A 26165-nucleotide genomic window follows, 5' to 3' on the forward strand; every position below is an offset into this window, starting at 1 on the left:
TTAACGTTGGTGAAACGCACCGCAGGGGATGATGTGCGGCTTTACAATCGCCCACCCCGAACGGAACCCCCTCGATGACCCGCACTGCTGTCTGGCTGGCCTGCCTGCTGTTGACGACCGCCCCTGCCTGGGCTGCCGAGGTGACCGTGACCGGCAAGGTCTATCAGGAGCGCGACGGCAAGCCGGGGCGCGGCCCCACCGATCCGGGCCTGGCCGGCGTGCAGGTATCCAACGGCGAGACCATCGTGCGGACCGCCGCCGACGGAAGCTATGCGTTGCCGGTGCGCGACGGCCAGACGGTCTTCGTGATCAAACCGGATGAATACCGGTTCCCGGCGGCGTCCAACGGCCTGCCGGGTTACTGGCGTCACTACGCGCCACAGGGCTCGCCCAGGCTGAAGTACGACGGCATCGCCGCCACCGGCGCCGGCACCCGCCACTGGGATTTCGCGCTGGAGCCGGTCAAGGACGCCGCCTCGGCCCGCGATGGCTTCGAGATGCTGGTGTTCTCCGACTCGCAGACCGCCAGCCGCCAGGACATCGGGTATTACCAGCGCGCCATCGTCGAGCCGATCGTCGGCAAGCACCCGGCGCGGCTGGGCACCACGCTGGGCGACATCGTCAACGACGACCTGTCGCTGTACCCGGCCATCAACAAGGTCACCGCGCAGCTGCAGGTGCCGTGGTTCCACGTGCCGGGCAACCACGACCTGGACATGGACGCCGGCGACGACCGCCATTCGCTGGACAGCTGGCGCGCGGTGTACGGGCCGGACACCTACGCGGTGGAAGAGGGCGGCGCCAGTTTCGTGTTCCTCGACGACGTGGTCTACGACCCCACCGCGCGGCCGAAGTACATCGGCGGCTTGCGCGCGGACCAGTTCACCTTCCTCGGCAACTACCTCAAGGCCCTGCCGCGCGACCGTCTGGTCGTTCTGGGCATGCACATCCCGCTGTTCGATGCCGAACCGGGCCGCGAGACCTTCCGCCACGCCGACCGCAAGCGCCTGTTCGCGCTGCTCAAGGACTTCCCCAACGTGCTGGTGCTGAGCGGCCACAGCCACACCCAGCGGCACTATTACCACAGCGCCGCCGAGGGCTGGCAGGGCGCCAAGCCCCTGCACGAGTACAACGTCGGTGCGGCCTGCGGTGCGTTCTGGTCGGGGGTCAAAGACAGCAACGGCATCCCCGACGCGACCATGAGCGATGGCACCCCGAACGGCTACGCCGTGCTGTCGGTCAAGCCGGCTGGCGACTATGCCCTGCGCTACTACGTGGCGCGTGCGCCGGATGACTACCAGATCGCGCTGCATGCGCCGCGCGTGCTGCGCAAGGGCGCATATCCGGCCTGGGGCGTTTACGCCAATGTGTTCATGGGCCAGGACGACACCCTGGTCGAATACCGCGTCGATGACGGCGCGTGGCAGCCGATGAAGCGCGTGGTGCAGCCGGACCCGCGCCTGCTGGAAGAGAATGTCGCCGACGACACCGCCGAACGTCTGCGCGGCTTCGACCGCTCGCCGGAGGCCACGCCCTCGCCGCACCTGTGGCGCGGGGCGCTGCCTACCGACTTGGCGGCCGGCGCGCACAAAGTCGAGGTGCGCGCGGTGCACGGCGATGGCCCCACCGCCACCGCCAGCACCACTTATCGCCTGCAGGTCGCCTCGCCCTGAGCTGGCATACGCCCCTGTACGGCAGGCGCTGCTTTGCAAACCCCGGGCGATCGCCGAAAATCGCCCGGATTGATTCGATCCCAGCCAAGGCCTGCGAGTGAGCGTTGCGGCACCGTTTTCCGGGCATGTCCCGCTCCCTTCCGATTCGTCCCGTGCGACGCCCGGTCCGGCCATGCGCCATGATCCGATCATCGTTGCCGATGTCGGCGGCACGTTCGCACGCCTCGGGCTTGCCGAGGTGCAGGCGGGTCTGCCGCCGCGCCTGAGCGGGCTGCGGCAGTACCGCTGTGCCGATTACGCCAGCCTGGCGGCGATCCTGGCCGACTTCACGCGCGCCGCCCTGCGTCCGGTCGACACCGCCGTCGTGGCGATCGCCGGGCTGCTGGAAGGCGACCACCTGGTCAACACCAACCTGGCCTGGCCTGTATCGGTGGCGGCCACGCGGGCCGAGGCCGGTCTGCGCTCGCTGGCGCTGATCAACGATTTCGAAGCGGTGGCCTACGCCATTCCGCACGTGCAGCCGGACACCTTGGTGGCGCTCAACGGCGAGCCGGTCGTCGCCTCGCCTTGGCCGGCGCTGGTGCTCGGCCCCGGCACCGGGCTGGGTGCGGCACTGCGCTTCCAGGGCGGCGACCAGCCGGTGCTGGCCAGCGAAGCAGGGCACGCCGCGCTCACCGCCGGCAATGCGCTGGAACTGGAGATCCTGCGCCAGATGCAGCAGCGCTGGGCGCATGTGGACCAGGAGCGGATCCTGTCCGGCAGCGGCCTGATGAACCTGTACCCGTGTCTGTGCGGCATCCGCGGCGTGACGCCGCGTTGGCAGACCACCGAAGACCTGATCGCCGCCGCGCAGGCCGGCGACGACGCACTGGCGGTGGAAACGCTGCAGGTGTTCAGCGCGTGGCTGGGCAGTCTGGCCGGTGATCTGGCGATCACCTTCGGCGCGCGTTCGGTGTACCTGGCCGGCGGCATTCCCACGCGCATCGCCACCTTCCTGCATGCCGGTGACTTCCGCGCGCGCTTCCTGTCGAAGGGGGTGATGAGCGGTGTGCTGGCGCAGGTGCCGGTGTGGCGGGTGGACCACGGCGAGCTGGGCATGCTCGGCGCGGCGGTGTGGCACGACGCACGGCGCGGCCGCGCCGTTGCGTGAGGCACTCCCGCCGCGCGGTGCGGCGGGATGACGACAGGCAGTGCAGGGAGGGGTGGGCATGACCGATCGCAGGCAGTTTCTCCAGGCCGGGGCGCTGGCCGCCGGTGGGTTGGTGTTGCCGCACGCAGGCGCGCAGCGCCGCAGCGGCGCGCGGGTGGTGTCCACCTGGGATTTCGGCGTGGGCGCCAACCAGGCGGCATGGACGGTGCTGTCGGCCGGGGGCACCGCGCTGGATGCGGTGGAGGCCGGCGCGCGCTGGGCCGAAAGCGAACTGTGCAACCCCACGGTGGGGCGCTGCGGCAACCCCGACCGCGATGGTGTGCTCAGCCTGGATGCCAGCATCATGGACGGCGACGGCCGCTGTGGCTCGGTAGCTGCCCTGACCGACATCCTGCATCCGGTGTCGGTGGCACGCAAAGTGATGGAAAACACGCCGCACGTGATGCTGGTCGGGCAGGGCGCACAGCAGTTTGCGGTGGAACAGGGCTTCGAGCGCCAGAAGCTGCTCACCCCGGCTGCCGAAAAGGCGTGGCGCGACTGGTTGAAGACCGCACAGTACACGCCCGAGATCAACGTGGAGCGGCGCGGCCGCCCCGGCGACAGCAGCAACCATGACACGCTGGGGATGCTCGCCATCGATGCCCACGGTCGCCTCGCTGGCGCCTGCACCACCAGCGGCATGGCCTGGAAACTGCATGGACGTGTCGGTGACAGCCCGATCATTGGCGCCGGCCTGTACGTGGACAACGAGGTCGGCGGCGCCACGGCGTCGGGCGTCGGCGAGGAGATGATGCGCAATGCCGCCTCGTTCCTGGTGGTGGAGCTCATGCGCCAGGGCCGGTCGCCGGCACAGGCGTGCCGCGAAGCGATCACACGGCTGGTGCGCAAGCGCCCGGAGGCCAGCAGGACCCTGCAGGTATGTTTCCTGGCGATGGACCGGCATGGGGAGGTCGGCGCGTACGCGCTGCACCGGGGCTTCGTCTACGCGGTGTGCGACAAGGACCGCCAGGATGACCTGCGCGACTCGGCGTCGGTCTATACCAGCGAGCAGCGCTGAGCATGGCGCGCCGGCTGCTGGAGATCGCCTCCAACTCGGTTGCGTCGGCGCTCGCCGCGCAGCAGGGTGGCGCGGACAGGATCGAGCTGTTCGACAATCTTGCCGAAGGCGGCACCACGCCGTCGCACGGCAGCATCGCGGTGGCGCGCGAGCAGCTGCGCATTCCGCTGTTCGTGCTGATCCGGCCGCGTCCCGGCGACTTCCACTACGGCGCGCTTGACGCGGAGATCATGCTGCGCGATATCGCCCATTGCCGTGCACTGGGCTGCGATGGTGTGGTGATCGGCGCGCTGGATGCCGAGGGTGACATCGACGAGGCGCTGTGCCGCGCGCTGGTGCAGGCCGCCGGCCCGCTCCAGGTGACTTTCCATCGCGCGTTCGATGCCGCGCGCGATCTGCCCAGCGCGTTGGAGCAGGTCATCGCACTGGGCTGCCAGCGGGTGCTGACGTCCGGCGGCCAGGCCAACGCGGAGGCAGGGGCCGCGGTGCTGGCCGCACTGGTCGCGCAGGCGAACGGACGCATCGGCGTGATGGCCGGGGCAGGGCTCAACGCCGGCAACATTGCCGCCGTTGCCGCCCGCAGCGGCTGTACGGAACTGCATGCGTCCGCCAAGGCCGTGCAACGCTCGGCCATGCGCCACCACAACCCGGCGCTGACCGGGCTGTCGCCGGACTGGATCGCCACCGATGCCGCAGAAGTGGCGGCGCTGCGCGCCGCGCTGGACGCACGCGCAGGGTAGACCCGCGCGGAGACATCGGCCCGCTGCGACAACAAAAACGGCAGCCGCCTGTACCAGCGCGGCTGCCGTGGAGGAACAACCCCCGCCCGAAGGCGGGGGGAGACACTCAGAACTTCCAGGTCATGCCGAGGTAGAGCTGGCGACCGGAGTACAGGTTGGACAGCAGGCGCGCCTTGCTGTCGTTGCCGAGATAGACGCGCTGCTCGGACTTGGTGGCGTTGAGCACCGATGCGCTCAGGATCAGGGCGTCGGTGATGTTGTAGGCCGCGTTGAGGTCCAGCTGGTCATACGGTTCGGAGTACTGGGTGAGACCGTTGTTCAGACCGCCCACCACTTCGCCACGGCGGTTGAACGAGGCGCGCGCCAGGAACTTCTCGTTCTCGTAGAACACCGTGACGTTGGCCTGGTTCTTGGCGCTGCCGACCAGCGGCGAGGAACCGATGCGTTCGCCATCGAGCACCACGGCGGCCAGGTTGGTGTCGTTGTAGGTGTAGTTGGCCTGGATGCCCAGGCCGATATCGAACGTGTACTGGCCGTACAGTTCAACGCCCTGCGACACGCCATCCTGGCCGTTGGCCTGGGTGGAGTACTTCTGCACCGTCACCGACTGGCCACCGACGTTCATCTGCTGGTCGCGCACCACCGGCACGGTGAAGTTGCTGATGTCCTTGCGGAACAGCGCCACACCGGCCACCGAACCCGGGCGGAAGTACCACTCCAGACCGAGGTCGTACTGGGTGGCCTCGAACGGCTGCAGATTCTTGTTGCTGCCCGAGCCGTACCAGCCGGGAGTGTCGGTGCCGCCGGCGACGCGGCGATCGTTGCTGTACTCCTCGCTGACATAGCTCAGACCGCCCGGGTAGGCGATGCTGGTGTAGCCGGGGCGGGCGATGACCTTGGACGCGGCGCCGCGCAGCACCAGGCTGTCGGTGATGTCCCAGGCGATGTTGAAGCTCGGCAGGAAGTCGGTGTAGGTCTTCTCCATCGAGCTGAGCGCATACGTTTTCTCACGCGCCAGGTTGTCGGGCAGGCGCACGAAACCGCTCTGGCAGACATAGCCGGTATTGGAGGCGATCAGCGGTGCCGCCGCCGGATCGTTGCAGCCCATCGGCGTGCCGGCGGCGTTGTCCTGGAAGTAGTCGTTGAACTTCTCCACCGAGTCGCTGGATTCGGCGAACTGGCGGGTACGCACCACACGCACGCCCACGTTGCCGCGGACCCGTTCGGTGCGGAAGTTGGCCTGGAAGTAGCCCGAGTAGATCTTCTCGTCGACGTTGTAGACGAAATCCTCTTCCTTGCGATTGTGCGAGCCACCGTAGGTCTGGTTGAGGTAGTTGATGTACGCCGGATAGTTGATGCCCGGGAACACGTTGGCGTTGAAACCGCCGGCGATGTTGTTGATCGGGTTGGACAGGAAGAAACCGGGCTGGGCGACACCGGCCGAGGCATCGCAGCCGGACTGGTAGCGGTTCTGGTCGTAGAACGCCGGATCGGGATCCTTGCCCTGGCACACCCAGTAGGTGTTGCCGGTGTTGCGATGGACCGAGCCGTCACGGTACTTGGTGCCGAACTGGATCGAATCCAGCCAGCCGCTTTCAAACAGCTTGGTGACATCGGCCTGGAAGTAGTTCTGCTTGATGTCGGTCTGCGTCCACGACGAATCGGTCGAGCCGGTGTCGACTTCGGCGATGCCGGCCATCAACTGTTCCTGCAGGTCCGGCGAGAACGTCGCGCTCGGCGTGCCGGTCAGGTCCCAGGCGCTGTAGCTGTTGCCGGACTGCCACACGCCATTGACCTGGCGGCGTGGCTTGGCCGCCATGCGGAACTTCATCGACGGGCCGCCTTCGGACCAGGTCCGGCCGCCGGTGAACGAGGCCTTCCACAGCGGGCTGATGTCCCAGTCGATGGACAGATCGGCGGTCTGCGACAGCGCCTTTTCACGGCTGTAGTCGCCGGTCAGCTGCGGGGTGGGGATGGTGCAGTCGTCCGGACCCCAGCCGCCCGGCGCGAGGCCTGCGGCCGCAGCCTGTTCCTCGCTGCAGTAATAGGTCTTGCCGGCCAGCTTCTCGTACTGCGCGCCGGTCACGATGCTGCCGCTGGGATCGAAGGTGAGCCCGTCCAGCATGCGGCCGCCGGCCCAGTTGCCGTCGCCGTTGTAGCGCGCCAGATTCCATTCGGGAATCTTCAGCATGTTCTGGGTGTAGTTGCCTTCCAGCTCGAAGCGGAAGTAATTGGCGGTCAGCGTCAGGTTGTCGAGTGGCTTGAACTGGAAGGTGAACTGGCCACCCTTGCGCTCGCGCTCTTCTTCCTTCACGGCGAAGTTCACCGAGGTCGGCATGAAGAATTCGCTGTAGTTGCGGCCGCTCTGGTCATTGAAGCCGGACCGGCCCCACCAGTAGTGGATGCCGTCCTGTTCCAGCACGTTGCCGTTGGCGTCGCGCGCATCGGTGTTGTTGCCGTACCACTGGAAGTCCTCGGTGCTGGCTTCCATCGTGCGGCTGGTGCGCTTCTGCTGGGTCACCCCGACCAGCACGCCGAAACGCTCGTCCTTGCTGTGCCAGGAATACAGCGCCGACAGCTGCGGATCGATGTCGTGGCTGGTGTCGGAGGTGGTGCCCTCGACGGTGACGTAGCCCGAGTTGGCTTCCATGTCGAGCGGGCGGCGGGTATGCAGGATCACCGTGCCGCCGATGCCGCCTTCGTCGATGCGCGCTTCCGGCGACTTGAACAGCTCGGCGCTGGACAGCATGTTCGACGGCAGCAGGGTGTAGTTGAACGAGCGCGTGGCTTCGTTGTTGGTTTCCGAGGTGGCGACGTAGTTGCCGTTCAACTGCGTGAGGGTGAGATCGGGCGCCAGGCCGCGCACGCTGACCGTCTTGCCTTCGCCGCCATCGCGGGTGATGACCACGCCCGGCACGCGCTGCAGCGCGTCGGCCACGTTCTTGTCGGGGAACTTGCCCACGTCCTCGGCGGTGATCACTTCGACCACGGCATTGGCATCGCGCTTCTGCTGCAGGCTCTTTTCGATGGCGTAGCGGTAGCCGGTGACGGTCACGCTGTCGAGCGTGGTGGCGTCCGGCGACGGGGTCGTGCCGGCCTGTTGCGCGAAGGCGCCGGCCGGGGCCAGCGCGGCGGCGAACAGCGCGGCGGTGATGGCTGCCGACAGCGTGTCGCGGTTGCGCATGCGGGACATCTTGTTCATTCCACTCTCTCCCTCTCCTGGATTGAAACGGTGGCGATACGTGATTGAATCGATCTAATTCTGGAGGTCGCTGTTGCCAGCAACGAACGACGGTGCGTCCCGCATGCAACGTGAGGCAGGTCCCCCCCACCTACCTGTCCGTCAATCGTGACCGTTCAGAGTTGGATCGATCTAAACGATTGGCGGGGGATTTTTAGCACGGCCCGGGAGGCGAAGCATGCTGCTGCGCAATATGACCGCGGTATGTCGGCAACGGCCGGTTTTCGCTGTGGAGGTGAAAACGTTTTCTTGCGCAGGCGCCATGCCAGGCGGTCGTTCCAGGCGCAGCCGGCAGCTAGGCCGCCGCCACAGACGACATCCATGTTGCGCCGCAGAATGCATCCGTCGAAATCCCCGTGCTTTACTTGAATCGATCTAAATTCACTGCTGCGTGGATTTGGACGCGCGCCAACAGGGGGATGGCCGGCCAGCAATGGCGGGGCTTTCACCCGTCCAGTCGCCTGGTTCCCGGCATCGGCCGGGCCACCGGTCGCCCGCACCGACATCGACCCACAGGAACCCCGCATGCGCCGAACGTCTGTCCTCGCCGTCACCTCTCTGCTTGCCCTGGCCTGTGCGCCCCTGCTGCAGGCGGCCGCGCCGGCCGCGCTGGAGCGCGAGGTCAACACCTTCATCGGCAGCAAGGATGACGGCAATACGTTCCCGGGGGCCTCGGCGCCGTTCGGCCTGATCCAGGTCAGCCCGATCGGGGAGCACTACGCCGGCTGGCGTTACGACGACCCGAAGATCCGCGGGTTCGGGCATTCCTTCCTGTCCGGTGCCGGCTGCTGGGAGCAGGGGGGCCAGGTGTCCGTCCTGCCGGTCACCGGCAGCATCGGTCCTGGCGGCGATTTCGACACCGCCACCGCCAAGAGCTTCGATCACAAAGCCTACGCAGCCTCCTACACCCATGCGGGCGAGGTCGGCCAGGCCGGCTACTACAAGGTGCGCCTGACCAGCTACGGCGGCATCGATGCCGAGGCCACCGCGCGCACCCGGGCCGCAGCCGAACGCTACACGTTCGCCGCCGGTGCGGAAAACGGCCACGTGCTGGTCAACGTCGGCCAAGCCAACGAACGCCATTCGGTGATCGGCAGCGTCATCGATGTAGTGGGCGACCGTGCGGTGGAAGGCAAGCTGGTCACCCGCAGCTTCTGCGGCGGCCATCAGTACACCACCTGGTTCCGCATCGAGTTCGACCGCCCGTTCAAGGCCTTCGGCACCTGGGGCGAGGGCGGCGGGCTGCCCGGTGCGCGCCACGGCATGGAAGGCGAACTCAAGCCCAGCGGCGCCTGGCTGAGCTTCGACCTGTCGCAGGGACGAGCGGTCACGGCGGTCAGCGCGATCTCGCACGTGGATGCCGAGGGTGCGCGCGCCAACCTGCGCAGCGACGGCATGGAAAAGGGCCGCCTGCTGGGCTTCGACCGGATGCGCGAGCTGGCGCAGACGCGTTGGCGCGACGAACTGCGCAGCGTGCGCGTGCAGGGCGGGAACGGTGACGACCGCACCGTGTTCTACACCGCGCTTTACCACGCCCTGCTGCAGCCGCTGACCGGCAGCGATGCCGACGGCCGCTACCGTGGTTACGACGATGCCATCCACCGCGCCGACGGCTGGACCTACTACGAGTACTTCTCGCTGTGGGATACCTATCGTGCGCAGAACCAGTGGCTGGCACTGACCCGTCCGCAGGTCGCCCGCGACATCGGCCGCAGCCTGCTGGCCATCGATGCGCAGGGCGGCTGGCTGCCGCGCTGGGGCTACGCCAACTTCGAAACCAACATCATGACCGGCGATCCGGTGACGCCTTTCATGGTGGATCTGTGGCGCTTCGGCGCGCTCGACGGGCGTGAGGCCGAGGCGTACACGGCGTTGCGGAAGAATGCGTTCAGCACGCCGCCGATCAACTCGCGTCACGCCGGCCGGTCCGGCAATCCCAGTTATCTTGCCAATGGCTTCGTGCAGTACGACCGTGCGTTCCCCTCCAAGGGCATGGATGTGGATCCGCATCATGGCGGCTCGGCCACACTGGAGTACGCACTGGCCGACTGCGCGCTGGCACAGATGGCCGACGGCCTCGGCCACGCCGACGACGCCGGTGTGCTGCGCACGCGTGGCCGCAACTGGAACAAGGTATGGGACCCGGACGTGCGCGACGAAGGCGGCTTCAGCGGCTTCCCGCGGCCGCGCATGGAGGACGGCAAGTGGTACGTGCCGGCCGATGGCCGCTACAGCCCGCGTTCGCACCACGGGTTCCATGAAGGCACGGCGTGGCAGTACCAGTGGCTGGCGCAGCAGGACATCCCGGGCCTGGTGCAGGCGATGGACGGTCGCGCCGAGGCCGCACGCCGGCTGGATGCCTTCTTCGCCTACGACGCACTGCGCCAGGCCCCGTTGACGGCCGCGCGCAAAGAATGGGTGGTGGGGCCGTACAGCTACTACAACCAGTTCCGCTACAACCCCAACAACGAGCCGGACCTGCATGCGCCGTGGATGTACACGCTGATCGGTCAGCCGTGGAAAACCGCCACGGTGGTGCGCGCCGCGCAGCAGCTGTTCACCAACGCGCCCAATGGCGTCACCGGCAACGATGACCTTGGCACGATGTCGGCGTGGTACCTGTTCAGCGCCTTGGGGCTGTACCCGGCGGTGCCGGGCAGCGGTCAGTTCCTGCTGCACACCCCGCGCTTTGCCCAGGTCGATGTCGATCTCGGTCAGGGCCGCACCCTGACCGTGAAGGCGCCGGGTGCCGATGGCCGCACGCTCCAGTACGTGCAGGGCGTGCAGGTGGATGGTCGCGCGCATGCGCCGGTGTGGCTGGACTGGGCGCGCCTGCAGCAGGGGGGGCGCATCGATGTGGCGCTGGCAACGCAGGCGCCGGAAAGCGGGTGGGGCACGCAGGTGGCCGACCTGCCGGTGTCGTACTGCGCCACCCCGGGTGCGGCGCTCGAATGAGGGCTGCTGCAATCGTTTAGGCTTGCACGATGCCAAGGAACCCCAGCACACGATGAATGACAAAGCTTCCCCTGCCGGCAAGGGCACGCGCGCGGTGACGGTGACCGACATCGCCGAGGCGATCGGCGTGTCGCGCGCCACCGTCTCGCTGGTGCTGCGCGGCAGCCCGCTGGTGAACGTGGATACGCGAGCGCGGGTCGAGGCCGAACTGCGCCGGCAGCGCTATGTCTACAACCGGGGGGCGGCCAACCTGCGCCGGCGCACCTCGTCCAGCATCGCACTGGTGATCAACGACCTGTCCAACCCGTTCTTCGCCGAGTTCGCCTCCGGCGTCGACGAAGCGCTCGGCGGCAAGGGTTTCGTGACGTTGCTGGGCAGCACCGGCGAGTCCCCGGAGCGTCAGCAGGCGGTGCTGACCACGCTGATGGAACACATGCCGGCCGGACTGATCCTGTCGCCGGCCGAAGGCAGCGATGCCGCCCAGCTGCGCCAGGTGCTCGGACATGCCAACGTGCTGCTGTTCAATCGCGAGCTGCCCGGGGCGACCTGGGACTTCCTGACCCTGGACAACCAGCAGGGTGCGTACCTGGCCACGCGCCATCTGATCGAGCGCGGCCACCGCCGCATCGCGTTCTTTGGCGGTCACGCGGTGTCCAGTTCGTGCCACCAGCGCCGCACCGGTTATGCCCAGGCAATGCACGAGGCCGGACTGGAGACGCAGCCGGACTGGTTGATTGAAACCTCCCCGAGCCGCCTGGACGCGGCGGCCCGTAGCGGCGAGCTGTTTGCCGCTGCGACGGTGCCCACCGCGGCGGTCTGCTACAACGACAGCGTCGCGCTGGGACTGATGCTGGGCCTGGCGTCGCGTGGCGTGCACCCGGGTCGCGATTTTGCGGTCACCGGTTTCGACGATATTTCCGAAGCAGCGGTGGCCATGCCGCCGCTCACCACGCTGACCGTCGATCCGCGCGCGCGCGGGCGTCAGGCGGCGGAACTGCTGCTGCAGCGTCTGGACAACCCCGACGCCGCACCCCAGCGCACCGTTGCACCCGTCCAGCTGCGCGTCCGCGACAGCAGCGGCCCTTCCTTTGCCTGATGACCTCCCTTGTCACCTGCCCGCGCACTGAGGCGCGTACCTGAATGCCCATTTCGCCAACGCCCCGACTGCCTGCCTCATCCGCCGCCGCACCCGTGGTCAACACGCGCGTCGCGCTTGCGGTGGCGACCACGATCTTCTTCATGTGGGGCTTCCTGACCTGCCTCAACGACATCCTGATCCCGCATCTGAAGGCGGTGTTCGAACTGAACTACGCCCGCGCGATGCTGGTGCAGTTCACCTTCTTCGGTGCGTACTTCCTGATGTCGCTGCCGGCCGGCCGGCTGGTGGCGCACCTGGGTTACAAAAAGGGCATCGTGGCCGGCCTGGCGATCGCCGGGGTCGGCGCGCTCGGCTTCTGGCCAGCGGCCGAACTGCGCGTGTATGAGGCCTTCCTCGGCGCGCTGTTCGTGCTCGCCACCGGCATCACTGTGCTGCAGGTGGCGGCCAACCCGTACGTCGCGCTGCTGGGGCCGGAACAGACCGCGTCGAGCCGGCTGACCCTGGCCCAGGCGCTGAACTCGTTGGGCACGGCGATCGCGCCGATCTTCGGCGGCCTGCTGATCCTGGGCAACACGGTCAAGAGTGCCGAGGAGATCAAGGCGCTGCCGGGTGCCGAGCAGATCGCCTACCGGGTGCAGGAAGCGCAGTCCGTGCAGGGCCCGTACGTCGGCCTGGCCGTGGCGCTGTTCCTGCTGGCGGTATTCGTCTATCTGTTCCGCCTGCCGGCGCTGACCGAAACCACCGAGCAGGCCGATACCGGCAAGCACACCCTGCTGGACGCGCTGCGCCATCGCCATGTGCTGTTCGGCGTGCTGGCCATCTTCTTTTACGTGGGCGCGGAAGTGTCGATCGGCAGCTTCCTGGTCAACTACCTGTCGCTGCCCAACATCGGTGGCTTCACCGAGAAGGAAGCCACCCACTATGTGTCGGCGTACTGGACGCTGGCAATGATCGGTCGTTTCGCCGGCTCGGCGATCATGACCCGGTTCTCGCCGCGCGTGCTGTTGACCCTGTTTGCAGGGATCAACGTGGCGCTGCTGGCGGCGACCCTGCTGAGCCAGGGACAGGTCGCGCTGTACTCGATCGTGGCGGTGGGCCTGTTCAACTCGATCATGTTCCCGACCATCTTCGCGCTGAGCATCGAACGCCTGGGCACCCTGACCAACAAGGCCTCCAGCCTGTTGATCATGGCCATCGTCGGCGGCGCAGTGGTGCCGTACCTGCAGGGCCTGCTGGCCGACCAGATCGGCCTGCATGAGTCGTTCATCCTGCCGCTGCTGTGCTACGGCTACATCATTTTCTACGGTCTGTCGGGCTCGCGCCCGGCGGTCGGATTCCGCCAGGGAGCGTGAGGGCACGATGTCCAAGATTGTTTGTTTCGGCGAGATTTTGATCGATCTACTCGCCCAGCCACCGGCCTCGCCGGATACCCCGCGCGCCTTCCTGCAGTACGCCGGCGGCGCTCCGGCCAACGTCGCTGTGGCTGCCGCGCGGCTGGGAGCCGACACGCACTTCGCCGGCATGCTGGGGCAGGACATGTTCGGCGACTTCCTCGCCGAGAGCCTGGCCGATGCCGGTGTGGCCACCGACTGCATCGTGCGCACCGACGCGGCGAAGACCGCGCTGGCGTTCGTGGCGTTGGATGCCAGTGGCGAGCGGAGCTTCAGCTTCTACCGCCCGCCTGCGGCGGATCTGCTGTTCCGCAGTGCGCACTTCCATCCCAACTGCTTTGACGGCACGCGCAGCTTCCACGTGTGTTCCAACAGCCTGACCGAAGCCGACATCGCCGAGACCACGCTGGAGGGCATGCGCCGTGCGCGCACAGCCGGGGCGATGGTCAGCGTCGACCTGAACCTGCGCCCGGCCCTGTGGCCGGCCGGCGTGGATCCGCTGCCGCGCCTGTGGGAAGCCCTGCTGCTGGCCGACCTGGTCAAGCTCTCGCGCGAGGAACTGGATTATCTGGCCGCAGCGCAGGCCGGCGACGGCGAGGCGGTGGTACAGCGCCTGCTGGCCGCACAGGCGCAGGCCGTGGTGATCACCGACGGTGCCGCCCCGATCCGCTGGTTCACCCGCCGTACGCAGGGTGTACTCACCGGCTTCCGCGTGCAGACGGTCGATTCCACGGCCGCCGGCGACGCGTTCGTCGGCGGGCTGCTGTTTGGCATCGGTGAGCGCGGGGGGGATGGCAGCGCATTCGCCGCGTTCTGCCAGGACCCGGCCGCGCTCGTGGATGCGATCCGCTTCGCCGCCGCCGTGGGCGCGCTCGCGGTGACCCGCAAGGGCGCGTTCGCGGCCATGCCCACTCTAGATGAAGTCCAGCAACTGCTGCAGCAACAACAGGATGACGCCGCATGACCACGCCGGTTCCGCCGCAACCCGATTTCCGCTCGCCTGACTTCCTGCGTGCCCACATCGCGCAGAGCATGGCGTTCTACCGGCCCAACGAGATCGACCCGACGGGCGGGTTCTTCCACTACTTCCGTGACGACGGCAGCGTGTACGACGCCAGCCACCGTCACCTGGTCAGCAGCACGCGCTTCGTGTTCAACCATGCGATGGCGTACCGCGAGTTCGGCAACCCCGACGACCTCAAGGCGGTCGAGCATGGCATCCGCTTCCTGCGCGAGGTGCATCGCAACCCCGTCACGGGCGGCTATGCCTGGACCCTGCGCGATGGTGTCGTCGAGGATGCCACCAACCACTGCTACGGCGTGGCCTTCGTGCTGCTGGCCTACAGCTGCGCGCTGAAGGCGGGCATCGGCGAGGCGCGCGCCTGGATGGACGAAACCTGGACGCTGCTCGAAAGCCGCTTCTGGGAGCCTGGGTTCGGTCTGTACAAGGACGAGGCCGATGCGGACTGGACCTTCAGCGACTACCGTGGCCAGAACGCCAACATGCACATGTGCGAGGCGATGCTGGCCGCGTTCGAGGCGAGCGGCGAGCAGCGCTATCTCGGCCGCGCGCTGCTGCTGGCCGACCACATGACGCGCCGCCAGGCCGCGCAGGCCGACGGCCTGGTCTGGGAACACTACGACCGGCAGTGGCGGATCGACTGGGACTACAACCGAGACAATCCCAGGCACCTGTTCCGCCCGTGGGGCTTCCAGCCCGGCCACCAGACCGAATGGGCCAAACTGCTGCTGATTCTGGATCGGCACGTGCAGGCCGATTGGCTGGTGCCGACCGCGCGCCACCTGTTCGACACCGCCGTGGCCCGTTCCTGGGACGACGAGCGCGGTGGCCTGTACTACGGTTTCGCACCGGATGGCAGCGTCTGCGACGACGACAAGTATTTCTGGGTGCAGGCCGAGTCGCTGGCCACCGCCGCCCTGCTGGCCGCGCGTACCGGCGATGACGCCTACTGGGCGTGGTACGACCGGCTGTGGGCCTATGCATGGTCACATATGATCGACCATCGCTACGGCGCCTGGTACCGCATTCTGGATGCGGACAACCGCAAGTACAGCGACGAGAAGAGCCCGGCCGGCAAGACCGACTACCACACGATGGGCGCCTGCTACGAAGTGCTCAACGTGGTGCGTTGACAGAACGGGGAGCAGCACATGCGGATGCGTCGTTTCGGTCTGATCGTCGGGTCGCTGTTGCTGCTGCTGGGGGCGCTGCCGCTGTCGGCGGCGCCGTTGCAGGCGCAGTGGACCTTCCGCCTGCTGCCCGGCGATGCCCGGCTGGCCGCGCATCCGCAGCTGGCCGACTGGCACAGTGCGCAGGTGCCCGGCGCCGTGCACACCGACCTGCTGGCCCAGGGGCTGATCCCGGACCCCTACGTGGGAGCGCCGGAGGCGGGCCTGCAATGGATCGGCCTGGCCGACTGGGAGTACCGGGGCCGCTTCGACGTGGATGCGGCCACGCTGGCCAGGGCGCATGCCGAACTTGCCTTCGATGGTCTGGACACGTTCGCCACCGTCGAGCTCAACGGCGCGCCGCTGCTGCGGGCCGACAACAGCCACCGCACCTGGCGGGCGCGGGTGGACGGGCGGTTGCGCCCCACCGGCAATGAACTGCGCGTGGTGCTGCGCTCGCCGATCACCACGCTGCTGCCAGGCGTGCAGGCAATGCCCCACAAAATCGCCGGCAACTACCCATCGCCGTACGGGGACGAACCCAAGGATGCGATGGTCGGCAACTTCGTGCGCAAGCCCGGATACCACTTCGGCTGGGATTGGGGCCCGCGGTATGTCACGGCAGGCATCTGGCGCCCGGTGCGGATGGAGAGCTGGGATGCGCAGCGCCTGACCGATCTGGCTGTGCATACGCGCAGCCTGGATGCGGACAAAGCCGAGCTGGACATCGCGGTGCAGGTGGAGAGCGCCACCGCCGGGACGGCGCCGCTGCGTATTGAACTGATCGATCCGGACGGGCGGGTGGTGCGCCGGTTCGACCCTCGTGTGGCCCTGCGCGCGGGCGACAACCGCGTGGCCGTGCCGGTGGTGCTGCCCGCGCCACGTCGCTGGTGGCCGGTGGGGCAGGGCGAGCAGGCGCGCTACACCGCGCGTGCCACCCTTGCCGCAGGTACGGCGGGCGCCCTGCGGATGGAGCGCCGCATCGGGCTGCGCACGGTGGAGCTGCGGCGCGAGGTCGATCGCAGCGGCGGCCAGGGCTTCGCATTCGTGATCAACGGCGTGCCGATCTTCGCCAAGGGCGCCAATGTGATTCCCTTTGACATGTTCCCGGCGCGGGTGGACCCTGCGCGCATCCGCCGCGAGCTGACCGCCGCGCGCGATGCCAACATGAACATGCTGCGCAATTGGGGCGGCGGCTATTACGAAGACGACGCGTTCTTCGATATCGCCGATGAGCTGGGCCTGCTGATCTGGCAGGACTTCATGTTCGGGGGCGGCATGCAGCCTGGTTACGATCCGGCGTTCCGCGCCAACGTGGTGGCCGAGGCACGCGACACTGTGCGCCGCCTGCGTCACCATCCCAGCGTGGTGCTCTGGTGTGGCAACAACGAGGAAGAGACCGCCTGGAAGGACTGGGGCCACGGGCGTGACCTCACCGCCGCCGATCCGGTCTTTGCGGCGAAGGTCTGGCAGGGCTATGTCGACCTGTTCGGGCTGGACCTGCGCCAGGTGGTGGCCGAGGAGGGGCTCGGTGTGCCGTACTGGTCCAGTTCGCCCGGCAATGACCTGGACGAGAAGGCCAACGATTCCACCCGTGGCGACAAGCATTACTGGCAGGTCTGGGGCAACCCGGCGCTGCCGGTGACGGCTTACCTGCGCGAGACGCCGCGCTTCATGTCCGAGTACGGCCTGCAGGCGTGGCCGGTGCTGCGCACGCTGGACGGCATCATCCCGGCCGCCGAGCAACGCGTGGACAGCCCGACCGTGCGCGCGCACCAGAAGTTCATGGCCGGGGAGGGCAACCAGCGCCTGCTCAAGTACATCGAGGAAGGCTACGGCACGCCGCGCGACTTCCCCACGTTCGTGTACCTCAGCCAGGTCATGCAGGCCGAGGGCATCGCGCTGGCCGCACTGCACCACCGCGCGTCGCGGCCGTACACGATGGGTTCGCTGTACTGGCAGTTCAACGATGTGTGGCCGGGCGCGTCGTGGTCCAGCATCGATTACGCCGGCCGCTGGAAGGCATTGCATTTCCAGGCGCGCCGCTTCTTCGCCGACCAGGCGGTGGCCGCGCTGCGTGATGACGACGGCATCACCCGGATCAGCCTGCTCAACGACCGCCGCGACGCGCTGGTGGGGCAGTGGCGGCTGCGGGTGATGGACCTCGACGGTCGCGTCCACACACGCCAGCAGCACGCCGTGACGGTGCCGCCGGGCGCGGCGCTGGAGGTGGCGCGGCTGGACGATGCGGCGCTGCTTGGCCAGGCCGATCGCCACCGCACCGTGGCCGTGGTCGAACTGCTGGATGGCGGCGGCAAGCCGGTGTCGCAGGGCGTGGTGTACTTCGACGTGGCCAAGGCGCTGGCGCTGTCCCGGCCGCAGATCCACACCGACCTGCAGCGCGCAGGCGATGGTTACCGCCTGCGCCTGCGCAGCGACCGGCTGGCCCGTGCGGTGTGGATCGGGTTCGACGGACTGGACGCGGTGCTGCAGGACAATGCGTTGACGCTGCTGCCCGGCGAAACCGTGCAGGTGAACCTCACTGCAGACGCCGACCTGGCCACGCTGCGCCGCGCGTTGCGGGTGCAGTCGCTGGCCGATGCGCTGGTACCGCCGGCGGATGCCAGCGCCGCGCGTTGATCGCGCCGCCGCAGCGGCCTACATGCCGCTGCGGTTGACCACTTCGATACCGTTGACCAGCACGCGGAAACGCTGTTCTCGGAAGGCCGCGAACAGGATCGAGCGGGTTTTTTCCACGATCACCTCCTGGCCGGCGATGCGCCGCAGCCAGGACTGGGTGGTGGTAAAGGAAAAATGCGTGCCCGGGTGTGCCGGGTGCTGGACCCACACGGTCTCATCGGCGCTGACCAGCTTCATCCCGCCCCAGAACCAGTCGCGGGTGAGCTTGACCGGCGTGGTCCCGACCATGAAATCAATATCCATCTCTGTTGTGCTCCGTGTAGTCGCTGGCAGATCGGCTCAGAGCGCGATCTGCTGGAAATTCTCGACGCGTTCGTGGCCGTGGGTGGCCTCGCCGCTGCGCGGCATCGGGTAGTCGTCCAGCCGGTCGAGCAGACGGGTCTGCAGCCCGGCCTCGCGCGCCGCGTCCAGTTCCTCGACCACGTCGGACAGGAACACGATCTGGGCGGCGGGCACGCCGATGGCCTTGACGATGGTGCGGTAGCTGTCGGCCTCACGCTTGCCGCCCACTTCGGTATCGAACCAGCCCGACACCAGGCCGGTCAGGTCGCCGGCCTCGCTGAAGCCGAAGAACTGCTTCTGCGCCGGCACCGACCCGGACGAGTACACGTGCAGCGGCTTGCCTTCGGCGTGCCAGCCCTTCAGGACGGCGGCCACGTCGGGGTAGAAGTGGGCCTTGTAGTCGCCGTTGCGGTAGCCGCTCTCCCAGATCATGCCCTGCAGCGCCTTCAGCGCGGTGTGCTTGCGATCCTGGTCGATCCAGCCCTGCAGGGTTTCCACGATCAGGCTGTCCTGGCAGGCACCGCCGATCTCCGCCGCCACCGCATCCAGCCAGCGACGCACCTCCGGCTGCTGGCCATGCGCGGCGACGAACGCCGGCAGTGCCTTGCGCGCATACGGGAACAGCACGTTCTTGACGAACGAGATGCTGCTGGTGGTGCCTTCGATGTCGGTGAGGATGACGGTGGGGTGGGGCATGGATCAGGACGCCTTGGTCGGAATGTAACGGGGGAACTTCTGCGCGATGTCGGTGCCGGTGAAGTGGCCGACCCAGCCGTCCGGCTCGGTGAAGAAGCGGATCGCGACGAAGCTGGGCTCATCGCCCATGTCGAACCAATGGGGGGTGCCGTCCGGCACGGCGATCAGGTCGTTCTTGACGCACTCGATCTCGTAGACCCTGTCGTCCACGTGCAGGGTGAACAGGCCGGAGCCGGCGACGAAGAAACGGACTTCATCTTCCTTGTGGAAATGCTCGTCCAGAAACTTCCTGCGCAGCTCGGCGCGGTTGGGGTTGTCCGGGGCGATCGAGGCCACGTCCACGCTCTTGAAGCCGTGCTGGGCCACCAGGCGGTCGATGTCGCTGCGATAGGCGGCAAAGACCTCGTCCTGGCTGGCACCGGGGGCGACCTCATGGGCGGCCTGCCAGCGTTCGAAGGTCACGCCGATCTTCTGCAGCGCATCGGCAATCCGCTCGCCGTCCTGGGTGTCCAGCAGCGGGGCGTCGGGAACATCGTGGTCGTAAATGCGCAGTCGGCTCATGGCGGCAGCTTGAACGGCGAGGGGGGCAACAGTGTGTAGTGCCGGGCTCTGCCCGGCAACCCGACAGCCTGTCCTGGAATTCAGCATCCCGGCCGCCGCACCGGTAGCGCCGGCCGGCCCTGGCGCGTCCCGGGCGACGCGGTGTCGATCAGGGCCCGCGCAGCTTGCGCAGCTCCAGTTCGCAATGCAGCAGAAACTCGAACGCTTCCAGGTGCCGGCGCGCCTCGGGCATGTCGCGGCCCCACGCGTACAGGCCGTGGCCGTCGATCAGATAGCCCCACAGGCACTGCCGGTCCAGCAGGTCCTCGACCTGGGCGGACAGCACGTCCATGTCCTGGGTGTTGGCGAACACCGGGACGTCGATGGCCATGTCGTGGGTGCTGTTGCCGTGGAAGGCCTTGAGCAGTTCGTAGCCTTCCAGGCGGATGTGGCCCTGCGGGGCATACAGGCGCGAGGCGACGGTCTGCACCGGCGAATGGGTATGCAGCACGCAGCCGATCTCCGGGAAACGGCGGTACAGCTGGGTGTGCAGCAGGGTCTCGGCCGAGGGCCGCAGCGGGCGGCCGACGGCCTTGCCGTCGAAGTCCACCACCATGATGTCGTCCTTTACCAGCCGCCCCTTGTCCTTGCCGGACACGGTGATCGCGGCGTGGCGGTCATCCAGGCGGTGGGAGAAATTGCTGCTGGTGGCCGGGGTCCAGCCGGCCTGCGCCAGCTCGCGGACGTTGTCGATCAACAGCTGGGCCAGCTCGCCCAGGCGCGCGGTGTCGTAGGGGGTGTTGTTCATGCCGGCATTTTAGCTAGATGAGGCGCTAAAAGCAGGGCGTCCTGAGGCGAGTGCCGGCATTGGGGGGATCGGGGGAAGGGCAGAGCCGGCGGCCAGCCGGCTCCACGGCGTGGCGACCAACGGTCGCCACACACCGGATATCCAGCGTTCCAGCAGACATCCAGCGCTCTCCAGCAGATCTCAAACCTGCTGCCGTAGCCGTTGCTATGGACGTATTCACGGCGTCCCCCGCGACTCCATACCGCCCCGCCAAACCGACCCCAACGGTCGAGCCAATGCTCCGGCTCCGGTTCTGGCTGTTGCCAAAACAGCGGGGCCCGGGCCGCAGGCCCGGCAGTCCCTCTTCCCCTTACTTCCCGCGCAGGCGGCTGTGGCGGAAGCCGTAGAAGAAGTAGATGGCGAAGCCGAGCGCGGTCCAGACGCCCATCAGCATCCAGTTGTGCGCGGTCATGGCGGTCAGCAGGGCGATGCAGCTCAGCACGCCCAGGCTGCAGATCAGCCAGGCCATCGGCATGCGGAACGGGCGCGGCAGGTCCGGCTGGGTGCGGCGAAGGATCAGTACGCCCGCGCAGACCGCAGCGAAGGCGATGAGGGTGCCCATCGAGGTCAGCTCGCCCAGAATGTCCAGCGGGAACAGCGCCGCCAGCAGGGCGATGCCGATCCCGGTGATCACCGTATTGATGTGCGGGGTGCGGTAGGTCGGGTGGATCTTGGTGAACACCGGCGGCAGCAGGCCGTCGCGGCCCATGATCATGAAAATGCGCGGTTGCCCGATGATCATCACCAGCACCACCGACGACAGGCCGATCAGTGCGCCGATCTCCACGATGATGCGCAGCCAGCCCAGTTGCGGATGCGCGGCCACCGCGGTCACCACCGGCTCGTCGGTGCCCAGCAACGGATAGGGCACCAGGCCGGTCATGACGGCGGCCATCGCGATATACAGCACCGTGCAGATCACCAGCGAAAGCAGCATGCCGATCGGCATGTCGCGCTGCGGCCGGTGCGATTCCTGCGCGGCCACCGACACCGCCTCAAAGCCGATGTAGGCGAAGAACACCATCGCCGCGCCGCGCAGGACGCCTTCGAAGCCGTACTTGCCGGGGCCCTCGTTGTCGGGAATGAACGGGGTCCAATTGGCCGGGTCCACGTACTTCCAGCCGGCGATGATCACCAGCACGATCAGGCCGGTCTTGAGCACCACCATCGCCATGTTCATCGCCGAGGACTTGCTGATGCCCACGTAGCACAGCCAGGTCAGCAGCAGCACCAGGATCGCCGCCGGCAGGTTGGCGATCGCCCCGGTCGGCCGCAGCTGGGCGTCCAGTGGCGCGCTGACCAGCGCCGCAGGCAGATGGATGTCGAAATGACTGAGCAGGCTCAGGAAGTAGCCGGTCCAGCTCACCGCCACTGCCGAGGCGGAAACGCCGTACTCCAGCACCAGCATCCAGCCGATGAACCAGGCCGACAGCTCGCCGAAGGTGGCATACGTATAGGTGTAGGCGCTGCCGGACACCGGCACCATCGCGGCGAACTCGGCGTAGGCCATTGCGCAGAACGCGCAGCAGATCGCGGCCAGCACGAACGACAGCATGATCGCCGGGCCGGCGTGGTTGGCGGCGGCCTGGCCGGTGATCACGAAGATGCCGCCGCCGATCACCGCGCCGATGCCCAGCGCGGTCAGGCCCCACGGCCCGAGGGTGCGGCGCAGGCTCAGGCCATTGGCGTCTTCATGGGCGGCGTGCGGATGCTTGGTGGCCCACAGTTGCTTGAACATGGTGTTGAGTGTCTTGGTTGGCGCGGCAGAACGCGCGCGATGGAGCAGAAACGACCGGGCCGGCACTGGGCCGGCCCGGCAGCGATCAGGCGGAGGGCTTGTTCAGCTTGCTGTTGCGGATGCCGTAGCCGAAGTAGATGCACAGGCCCAGCAGCGTCCAGCCCACAAACAGGTGCCAATGCACCACGAACGCCTGCCAGAACAGGAACAGACAGGCCAGCGCGCCCAACGGGCAGATCACCCACACCAGCGGCACGCGGAACGGACGCGGCAGCTCCGGGCGGGTATAGCGCAGGATCAGCACGCCGATGCAGACCGTGGCAAAGGCCAGCAGCGTGCCCATCGACACCAGCTCGCCGAGCACGTTCAGCGGCACCATGCCGGCGAGCGCTGCCGCGATCACACCCACGATCACGGTGCTCCAGTAGGGCGTACGGAAGCGGGTATGGACCTTGCCGAAGATCTTCGGCAACAGGCCGTCGCGGGAAATGGTGTAGGCGATCCGGGTCTGGCCCATCATCATCACCAGCACCACCGAGGACAGGCCGGCGATGGCGCCGATCTCGACAGCGGTCTTCAGCCAGGACAGCGTGGGATAGGGCTCGAGGGCGGTCGCGACCGGCTTGTCGGTACCCAGCAGGTGATAGGGCATCATGCCGGTCAGCACCGCACACACAATGATGTACACGATCGTGCACACCGCCAGCGAACCCAGCAGGCCGATCGGCATGTTGCGCTGCGGGTCTTTGGTCTCGCCGGCAGCGGTGGAGACCGCATCGAAGCCGATGTAGGCGAAGAACACGATCGTCGCCGCGCGGAACACGCCACTCCAGCCGAACTCGCCGGACACGCCGGTGTTTTCCGGGATGAACGGCTGCCAGTTGGCCGGGTCCAGGTGCGCTGCGCCGAAGCCGATGAACAGACAGATCACGGTGACTTTGATCGCAACGATGATCGCGTTGACGAAAGCCGACTGCGTCACGCCGACATACAGCAGGCCGGTCACGGCCGCCACGATGAGCACCGCAGGCAGGTTGAACAGCTTGCCCGAGGCGATGAACTCATTCCCGGTCCATGCGATGGGCGCTGCGCTGAGCGCGTCGGGGAACGGCATGTTCAACGTGGTGGTGATGAAGCTGATCAGGTACGCCGACCAGCCCACCGCAACCGAGGCCGATGCGAACAGGTACTCGAGCACCAGACACCAGCCGATGAACCAGGCCATGCCTTCGCCGAGGGTGGCGTAGGAATAGGAGTACGCGCTGCCGGACACCGGCATCATCGCCGCGAACTCGGCGTAGCACAGGCCGGCCAGGGCACAGGCGAAGCCAGCGAACACGAACGACAGCATCACGGCCGGGCCGGCATGGTTGGCGGCGGCCTGGCCCGTCAGTACGAAGATACCGGCGCCGATCACCGCGCCGATGCCGAGCATGATGAGATGTTTGGCTGTGAGGGTCCGTTTCAGTGTGGGCTCGCCGTCCAGGCTGCCTTCGATGGGCTCGCCGGCATCGACGTGCGGTGCCGGTGCGACCGGTTTGACCCTCAACAGAGACTTCAGCATGCAGTGCTTCCCTAAGTGAACAAAGGTGAGGTGCGCGGTACATTGCCGCGCCCCCTGATGGCGACTGGGCGCCCCTGCGATGCGGGGCCCGCTGTACCTTAGCCAAAGCTGAAGCCTGCGCACAAGCTCAAATGCAGCATGGGCGCGAGATAATCGGCAGATTCCGTCCCATCCCCGGCCCACCATGTCGCTGAACCCTGAATCCGTTGTCGTTGCTGACGCCGCGCTGCGCCGCCAATTGGCTGATTACGCGCGCCGGCACCCGGAACACGCCGCATTGGCTGCCGAATTCGGCACAGTGCTGGATGACCCGGAGAATCCCTTCCTGCGCGAGCGGCTGTCCGGCCATTTCACCGGCAGCGCGTGGCTGGTCAGCGCCGACGGGGAGCGCGTGCTGCTTACCCACCACCGCAAGCTGGGCCGCTGGCTGCAGCTGGGTGGGCATGCCGATGGCGAGCGCGACCTGGCGCAGGTGGCGCTGAAGGAGGCCGAGGAAGAGTCCGGGCTGAGCGCGCTGGTGCTGGAAGATGGCGTCCTGTTCGACATTGACAGGCACTGGATTCCGGAACGGAAGGACGTGCCGGGGCACTGGCACTACGACGCCCGCTACGTCGTCCGGGCGCTGGGCAGCGAACAGTTCGCGGTCAGCGAGGAGTCGCTGGCGTTGGCTTGGCGCGATATCCGTGACGTGGCTGCCGCCATGATCGAGACGCCGGACGGCGACGACTCGCTGCCGCGCATGGCCAAGCGCTGGTTGGCGCGGTAGCGCCGGACTCGGCACGCCTGCACTCGCCGGCCACCTCGCGCCCCCGCCCGCAATTGCCGGCGACCTCCCGCGTCCGCGCGTCTGGAATTGCTGGGACCGCGGCCGTTCGGTTGGAACTGCCGGCGACCTCCCGCGTGCGCGCGTCTGGAATTGCGGTCCACTCCGTAGAGCCGGGCTCTGCCCGGCTGCCGTTGACCGGACACGGAAGCACCACCGCCAGCCGTCAGCCGGGCTGAACCCGGCGCTACGCGGCGGCGTCCCCGGGTATCCGGTGCGGCGTCAGTACAGCACGCGGGTGCGCAGGGTGCCGGGAATGGCCGCGAGCTCTTCGCGCACCGCGCCCGCCTGTTCTTCGCTGGCGGTGATGTCGATCACCACGTAACCCACCTTGGAATCGGTGCGCAGGAACTGGCCGTCGATGTTGACGTTGAGGCGCGAGAAGATCTCGTTGACCTTGGACAGTACGCCCGGCACGTTCTGGTGGATGTGCAGCAGGCGCAGGCTGTCGGCGTGCTCGGGCAGGGTGGCCTCGGGGAAGTTGACCGCCGAGAGGGTGCTGCCGTTGTCGCTGTAGCGCACCAGTTTGGCGGCCACTTCCACGCCGATGTTGTCCTGCGCCTCCAGCGTGCTGCCACCCACGTGCGGGGTCAGGATCACGTTGTCGTGCGCGGTCAGCGGCGACACGAACGCATCGCCGTTGCCCTTGGGCTCGACCGGGAAGACGTCCAGCGCCGCGCCGCCGATGTGGCCGCTGCGCAGCGCCGCGTCCAGTGCGTCGATGTCGACCACGGTCCCGCGCGCGGCATTGATCAGGTGTGCGCCAGGGCGCATCCGCGCCAGCTGGTCGGCGCCGATCAGCCATTGCGTGGCCGGCGTTTCCGGCACGTGCACGGTCACGATGTCGGCCCGCGCCAGCAGGTCGTCCAGGTCGATCGCCGCGCGGGCATTGCCCAGCGACAGCTTGGTCTCGATGTCATGGAAGATTACCTGCATGCCCATCGCCTCGGCCATCACACCGACCTGCGTGCCGATGTGGCCGTAGCCGATGATGCCCAGCGTCTTGCCGCGGACTTCGTGGCTGCCGGCGGCCGACTTGGACCAGCCGCCCCGGTGGCACTCGGCGTTCTTCTGCGGAATGCCGCGGGTCAGCATGATCGCCTCGGCGATCACCAGTTCGGCCACGCTGCGGGTGTTGGAGTAGGGGGCGTTGAACACCGGGATGCCGGCCAGCTCGGCCGCCTCCAGGTCCACCTGGTTGGTGCCGATGCAGAAGCAGCCCACGGCCATCAGGCGCTTGGCATGGGCCAGCACCTCGGCGCTGAGCTGGGTACGCGAGCGGATGCCGACGATATGGGCCTCGGCGATGCGGGCCTTCAGCTCGTCCTCGGGCAGCGCCTTGGTGTGCTGTTCGATCTGCGAATACCCGGCGGCGGTGAACACGTCGATCGCGGTCTGGCTCACCCCCTCCAGCAACAGCACGCGGATATCCTGCTTCGGGAACGAGGTCTTCTTCGGCGACATGGGCGAGCGGCAGCA

The 26165-nt window shown here is 67.6% G+C and carries 19 protein-coding genes; 11 read left to right on the forward strand and 8 right to left on the reverse strand.

Annotation, left to right across the window (positions count from 1 at the left end):
* Positions 1-74: 74 nt before the first annotated feature.
* The 4 genes from ACPEH8_RS03455 to ACPEH8_RS03470 all read left to right on the forward strand — a co-directional run bounded on the left by ACPEH8_RS03455 (position 75) and on the right by ACPEH8_RS03470 (position 4620).
* Positions 75-1673: a calcineurin-like phosphoesterase C-terminal domain-containing protein gene (locus ACPEH8_RS03455; RefSeq protein ID WP_423666047.1), complete on the forward strand. Its 1599-nt coding sequence runs from the start codon at positions 75-77 to the stop codon at positions 1671-1673.
* Between the two features lie 172 nt (positions 1674-1845).
* Positions 1846-2823, forward strand: coding sequence for a glucokinase (locus ACPEH8_RS03460; RefSeq protein WP_017356268.1), 978 nt, complete (start codon positions 1846-1848; stop codon positions 2821-2823).
* Positions 2824-2881: 58 nt separating this feature from the next.
* Positions 2882-3880 carry a N(4)-(beta-N-acetylglucosaminyl)-L-asparaginase gene (locus ACPEH8_RS03465; protein ID WP_166472917.1) on the forward strand — a complete coding sequence of 333 codons (999 nt, stop codon included), beginning with the start codon at positions 2882-2884 and terminating at the stop codon, positions 3878-3880.
* A gap of 2 nt (positions 3881-3882) precedes the next feature.
* On the forward strand, positions 3883-4620 hold the full coding sequence (locus ACPEH8_RS03470) for a copper homeostasis protein CutC (protein WP_166472918.1): 738 nt from the start codon (positions 3883-3885) through the stop codon (positions 4618-4620).
* Between the two features lie 106 nt (positions 4621-4726).
* On the opposite strand, the gene ACPEH8_RS03475 is transcribed toward ACPEH8_RS03470, so the two are convergent.
* Complete coding sequence (locus ACPEH8_RS03475; protein WP_017356271.1) at positions 4727-7822, reverse strand: TonB-dependent receptor; 3096 nt, start codon at positions 7820-7822, stop codon at positions 4727-4729.
* Between the two features lie 564 nt (positions 7823-8386).
* Between ACPEH8_RS03475 and ACPEH8_RS03480 the strand changes: the two genes are divergently transcribed.
* From ACPEH8_RS03480 to ACPEH8_RS03505, 6 genes are read left to right on the forward strand one after another with little or no spacing between them, the layout of a single operon-like run.
* Positions 8387-10816 (forward strand): GH92 family glycosyl hydrolase, encoded by a 2430-nt coding sequence (locus ACPEH8_RS03480; RefSeq protein WP_423666049.1) that lies wholly within the window; start codon positions 8387-8389, stop codon positions 10814-10816.
* Positions 10817-10868: 52 nt separating this feature from the next.
* Positions 10869-11912 (forward strand): LacI family DNA-binding transcriptional regulator, encoded by a 1044-nt coding sequence (locus ACPEH8_RS03485; protein ID WP_026070801.1) that lies wholly within the window; start codon positions 10869-10871, stop codon positions 11910-11912.
* Between the two features lie 44 nt (positions 11913-11956).
* Positions 11957-13267: an L-fucose:H+ symporter permease gene (gene fucP / locus ACPEH8_RS03490; protein ID WP_017356274.1), complete on the forward strand. Its 1311-nt coding sequence runs from the start codon at positions 11957-11959 to the stop codon at positions 13265-13267.
* 7 nt (positions 13268-13274) lie between these two features.
* Positions 13275-14270: a carbohydrate kinase family protein gene (locus ACPEH8_RS03495; protein WP_262071347.1), complete on the forward strand. Its 996-nt coding sequence runs from the start codon at positions 13275-13277 to the stop codon at positions 14268-14270.
* The gene (locus ACPEH8_RS03500) at positions 14267-15460 is read left to right on the forward strand and encodes an AGE family epimerase/isomerase (protein WP_153164213.1); all 1194 of its coding nucleotides are present in this window, start codon (positions 14267-14269) and stop codon (positions 15458-15460) included. The genes ACPEH8_RS03495 and ACPEH8_RS03500 overlap by 4 nt, the downstream gene beginning before the upstream one ends.
* Before the next feature lie 24 nt (positions 15461-15484).
* Complete coding sequence (locus ACPEH8_RS03505; RefSeq protein ID WP_166473658.1) at positions 15485-18136, forward strand: beta-mannosidase; 2652 nt, start codon at positions 15485-15487, stop codon at positions 18134-18136.
* A gap of 18 nt (positions 18137-18154) precedes the next feature.
* Here the strand turns inward: ACPEH8_RS03505 and ACPEH8_RS03510 are convergent, their stop codons facing one another.
* The 6 genes from ACPEH8_RS03510 to ACPEH8_RS03535 form a co-directional block, all read right to left on the reverse strand.
* Positions 18155-18439 carry a hypothetical protein gene (locus tag ACPEH8_RS03510; RefSeq protein ID WP_017355462.1) on the reverse strand — a complete coding sequence of 95 codons (285 nt, stop codon included), beginning with the start codon at positions 18437-18439 and terminating at the stop codon, positions 18155-18157.
* A 36-nt stretch (positions 18440-18475) separates the two neighbouring features.
* Positions 18476-19174 carry an acireductone synthase gene (mtnC, locus tag ACPEH8_RS03515; protein ID WP_423666051.1) on the reverse strand — a complete coding sequence of 233 codons (699 nt, stop codon included), beginning with the start codon at positions 19172-19174 and terminating at the stop codon, positions 18476-18478.
* 3 nt (positions 19175-19177) lie between these two features.
* Complete coding sequence (locus ACPEH8_RS03520) at positions 19178-19735, reverse strand: 1,2-dihydroxy-3-keto-5-methylthiopentene dioxygenase (protein WP_017355460.1); 558 nt, start codon at positions 19733-19735, stop codon at positions 19178-19180.
* A gap of 148 nt (positions 19736-19883) precedes the next feature.
* On the reverse strand, positions 19884-20522 hold the full coding sequence (locus tag ACPEH8_RS03525) for a methylthioribulose 1-phosphate dehydratase (RefSeq protein WP_017355459.1): 639 nt from the start codon (positions 20520-20522) through the stop codon (positions 19884-19886).
* A 349-nt stretch (positions 20523-20871) separates the two neighbouring features.
* A complete protein-coding gene (locus ACPEH8_RS03530; RefSeq protein ID WP_136003982.1) occupies positions 20872-22299 on the reverse strand; it encodes an amino acid permease in 1428 nt (475 codons plus the stop codon).
* A gap of 85 nt (positions 22300-22384) precedes the next feature.
* Positions 22385-23863: an amino acid permease gene (locus ACPEH8_RS03535; protein WP_136003984.1), complete on the reverse strand. Its 1479-nt coding sequence runs from the start codon at positions 23861-23863 to the stop codon at positions 22385-22387.
* A 184-nt stretch (positions 23864-24047) separates the two neighbouring features.
* On the opposite strand from ACPEH8_RS03535, the gene ACPEH8_RS03540 reads away from it, so the two are divergent.
* Positions 24048-24629 carry an NUDIX hydrolase gene (locus ACPEH8_RS03540; RefSeq protein ID WP_153164210.1) on the forward strand — a complete coding sequence of 194 codons (582 nt, stop codon included), beginning with the start codon at positions 24048-24050 and terminating at the stop codon, positions 24627-24629.
* Positions 24630-24908: 279 nt separating this feature from the next.
* Here the strand turns inward: ACPEH8_RS03540 and serA are convergent, their stop codons facing one another.
* A complete protein-coding gene (gene serA, locus ACPEH8_RS03545; protein ID WP_017355455.1) occupies positions 24909-26150 on the reverse strand; it encodes a phosphoglycerate dehydrogenase in 1242 nt (413 codons plus the stop codon).
* Positions 26151-26165: the final 15 nt, after the last annotated feature.

The sequence above is a fragment of the Stenotrophomonas sp. NPDC077461 genome, assembly GCF_049545475.1.
Lineage (GTDB): Bacteria > Pseudomonadota > Gammaproteobacteria > Xanthomonadales > Xanthomonadaceae > Stenotrophomonas > Stenotrophomonas nematodicola.

Bases quoted from the DNA above. Each gene is read 5' to 3' on its own strand.
- ACPEH8_RS03500 (WP_153164213.1), top strand. From the start codon at position 14,267: ATGACCACGCCGGTTCCGCCGCAACCCGATTTCCGCTCGCCTGACTTC.
- ACPEH8_RS03520 (WP_017355460.1), bottom strand. From the start codon at position 19,735: ATGAGCCGACTGCGCATTTACGACCACGATGTTCCCGACGCCCCGCTG.
- ACPEH8_RS03455 (WP_423666047.1), top strand. From the start codon at position 75: ATGACCCGCACTGCTGTCTGGCTGGCCTGCCTGCTGTTGACGACCGCC.
- fucP (WP_017356274.1), top strand. From the start codon at position 11,957: ATGCCCATTTCGCCAACGCCCCGACTGCCTGCCTCATCCGCCGCCGCA.
- ACPEH8_RS03505 (WP_166473658.1), top strand. From the start codon at position 15,485: ATGCGTCGTTTCGGTCTGATCGTCGGGTCGCTGTTGCTGCTGCTGGGG.
- ACPEH8_RS03495 (WP_262071347.1), top strand. From the start codon at position 13,275: ATGTCCAAGATTGTTTGTTTCGGCGAGATTTTGATCGATCTACTCGCC.
- ACPEH8_RS03485 (WP_026070801.1), top strand. From the start codon at position 10,869: ATGAATGACAAAGCTTCCCCTGCCGGCAAGGGCACGCGCGCGGTGACG.
- ACPEH8_RS03540 (WP_153164210.1), top strand. From the start codon at position 24,048: ATGTCGCTGAACCCTGAATCCGTTGTCGTTGCTGACGCCGCGCTGCGC.
- ACPEH8_RS03510 (WP_017355462.1), bottom strand. From the start codon at position 18,439: ATGGATATTGATTTCATGGTCGGGACCACGCCGGTCAAGCTCACCCGC.
- ACPEH8_RS03475 (WP_017356271.1), bottom strand. From the start codon at position 7,822: ATGAACAAGATGTCCCGCATGCGCAACCGCGACACGCTGTCGGCAGCC.
- ACPEH8_RS03480 (WP_423666049.1), top strand. From the start codon at position 8,387: ATGCGCCGAACGTCTGTCCTCGCCGTCACCTCTCTGCTTGCCCTGGCC.
- ACPEH8_RS03525 (WP_017355459.1), bottom strand. From the start codon at position 20,522: ATGAACAACACCCCCTACGACACCGCGCGCCTGGGCGAGCTGGCCCAG.
- ACPEH8_RS03470 (WP_166472918.1), top strand. From the start codon at position 3,883: ATGGCGCGCCGGCTGCTGGAGATCGCCTCCAACTCGGTTGCGTCGGCG.
- ACPEH8_RS03460 (WP_017356268.1), top strand. From the start codon at position 1,846: ATGCGCCATGATCCGATCATCGTTGCCGATGTCGGCGGCACGTTCGCA.
- ACPEH8_RS03465 (WP_166472917.1), top strand. From the start codon at position 2,882: ATGACCGATCGCAGGCAGTTTCTCCAGGCCGGGGCGCTGGCCGCCGGT.
- ACPEH8_RS03530 (WP_136003982.1), bottom strand. From the start codon at position 22,299: ATGTTCAAGCAACTGTGGGCCACCAAGCATCCGCACGCCGCCCATGAA.
- ACPEH8_RS03535 (WP_136003984.1), bottom strand. From the start codon at position 23,863: ATGCTGAAGTCTCTGTTGAGGGTCAAACCGGTCGCACCGGCACCGCAC.
- serA (WP_017355455.1), bottom strand. From the start codon at position 26,150: ATGTCGCCGAAGAAGACCTCGTTCCCGAAGCAGGATATCCGCGTGCTG.
- mtnC (WP_423666051.1), bottom strand. From the start codon at position 19,174: ATGCCCCACCCCACCGTCATCCTCACCGACATCGAAGGCACCACCAGC.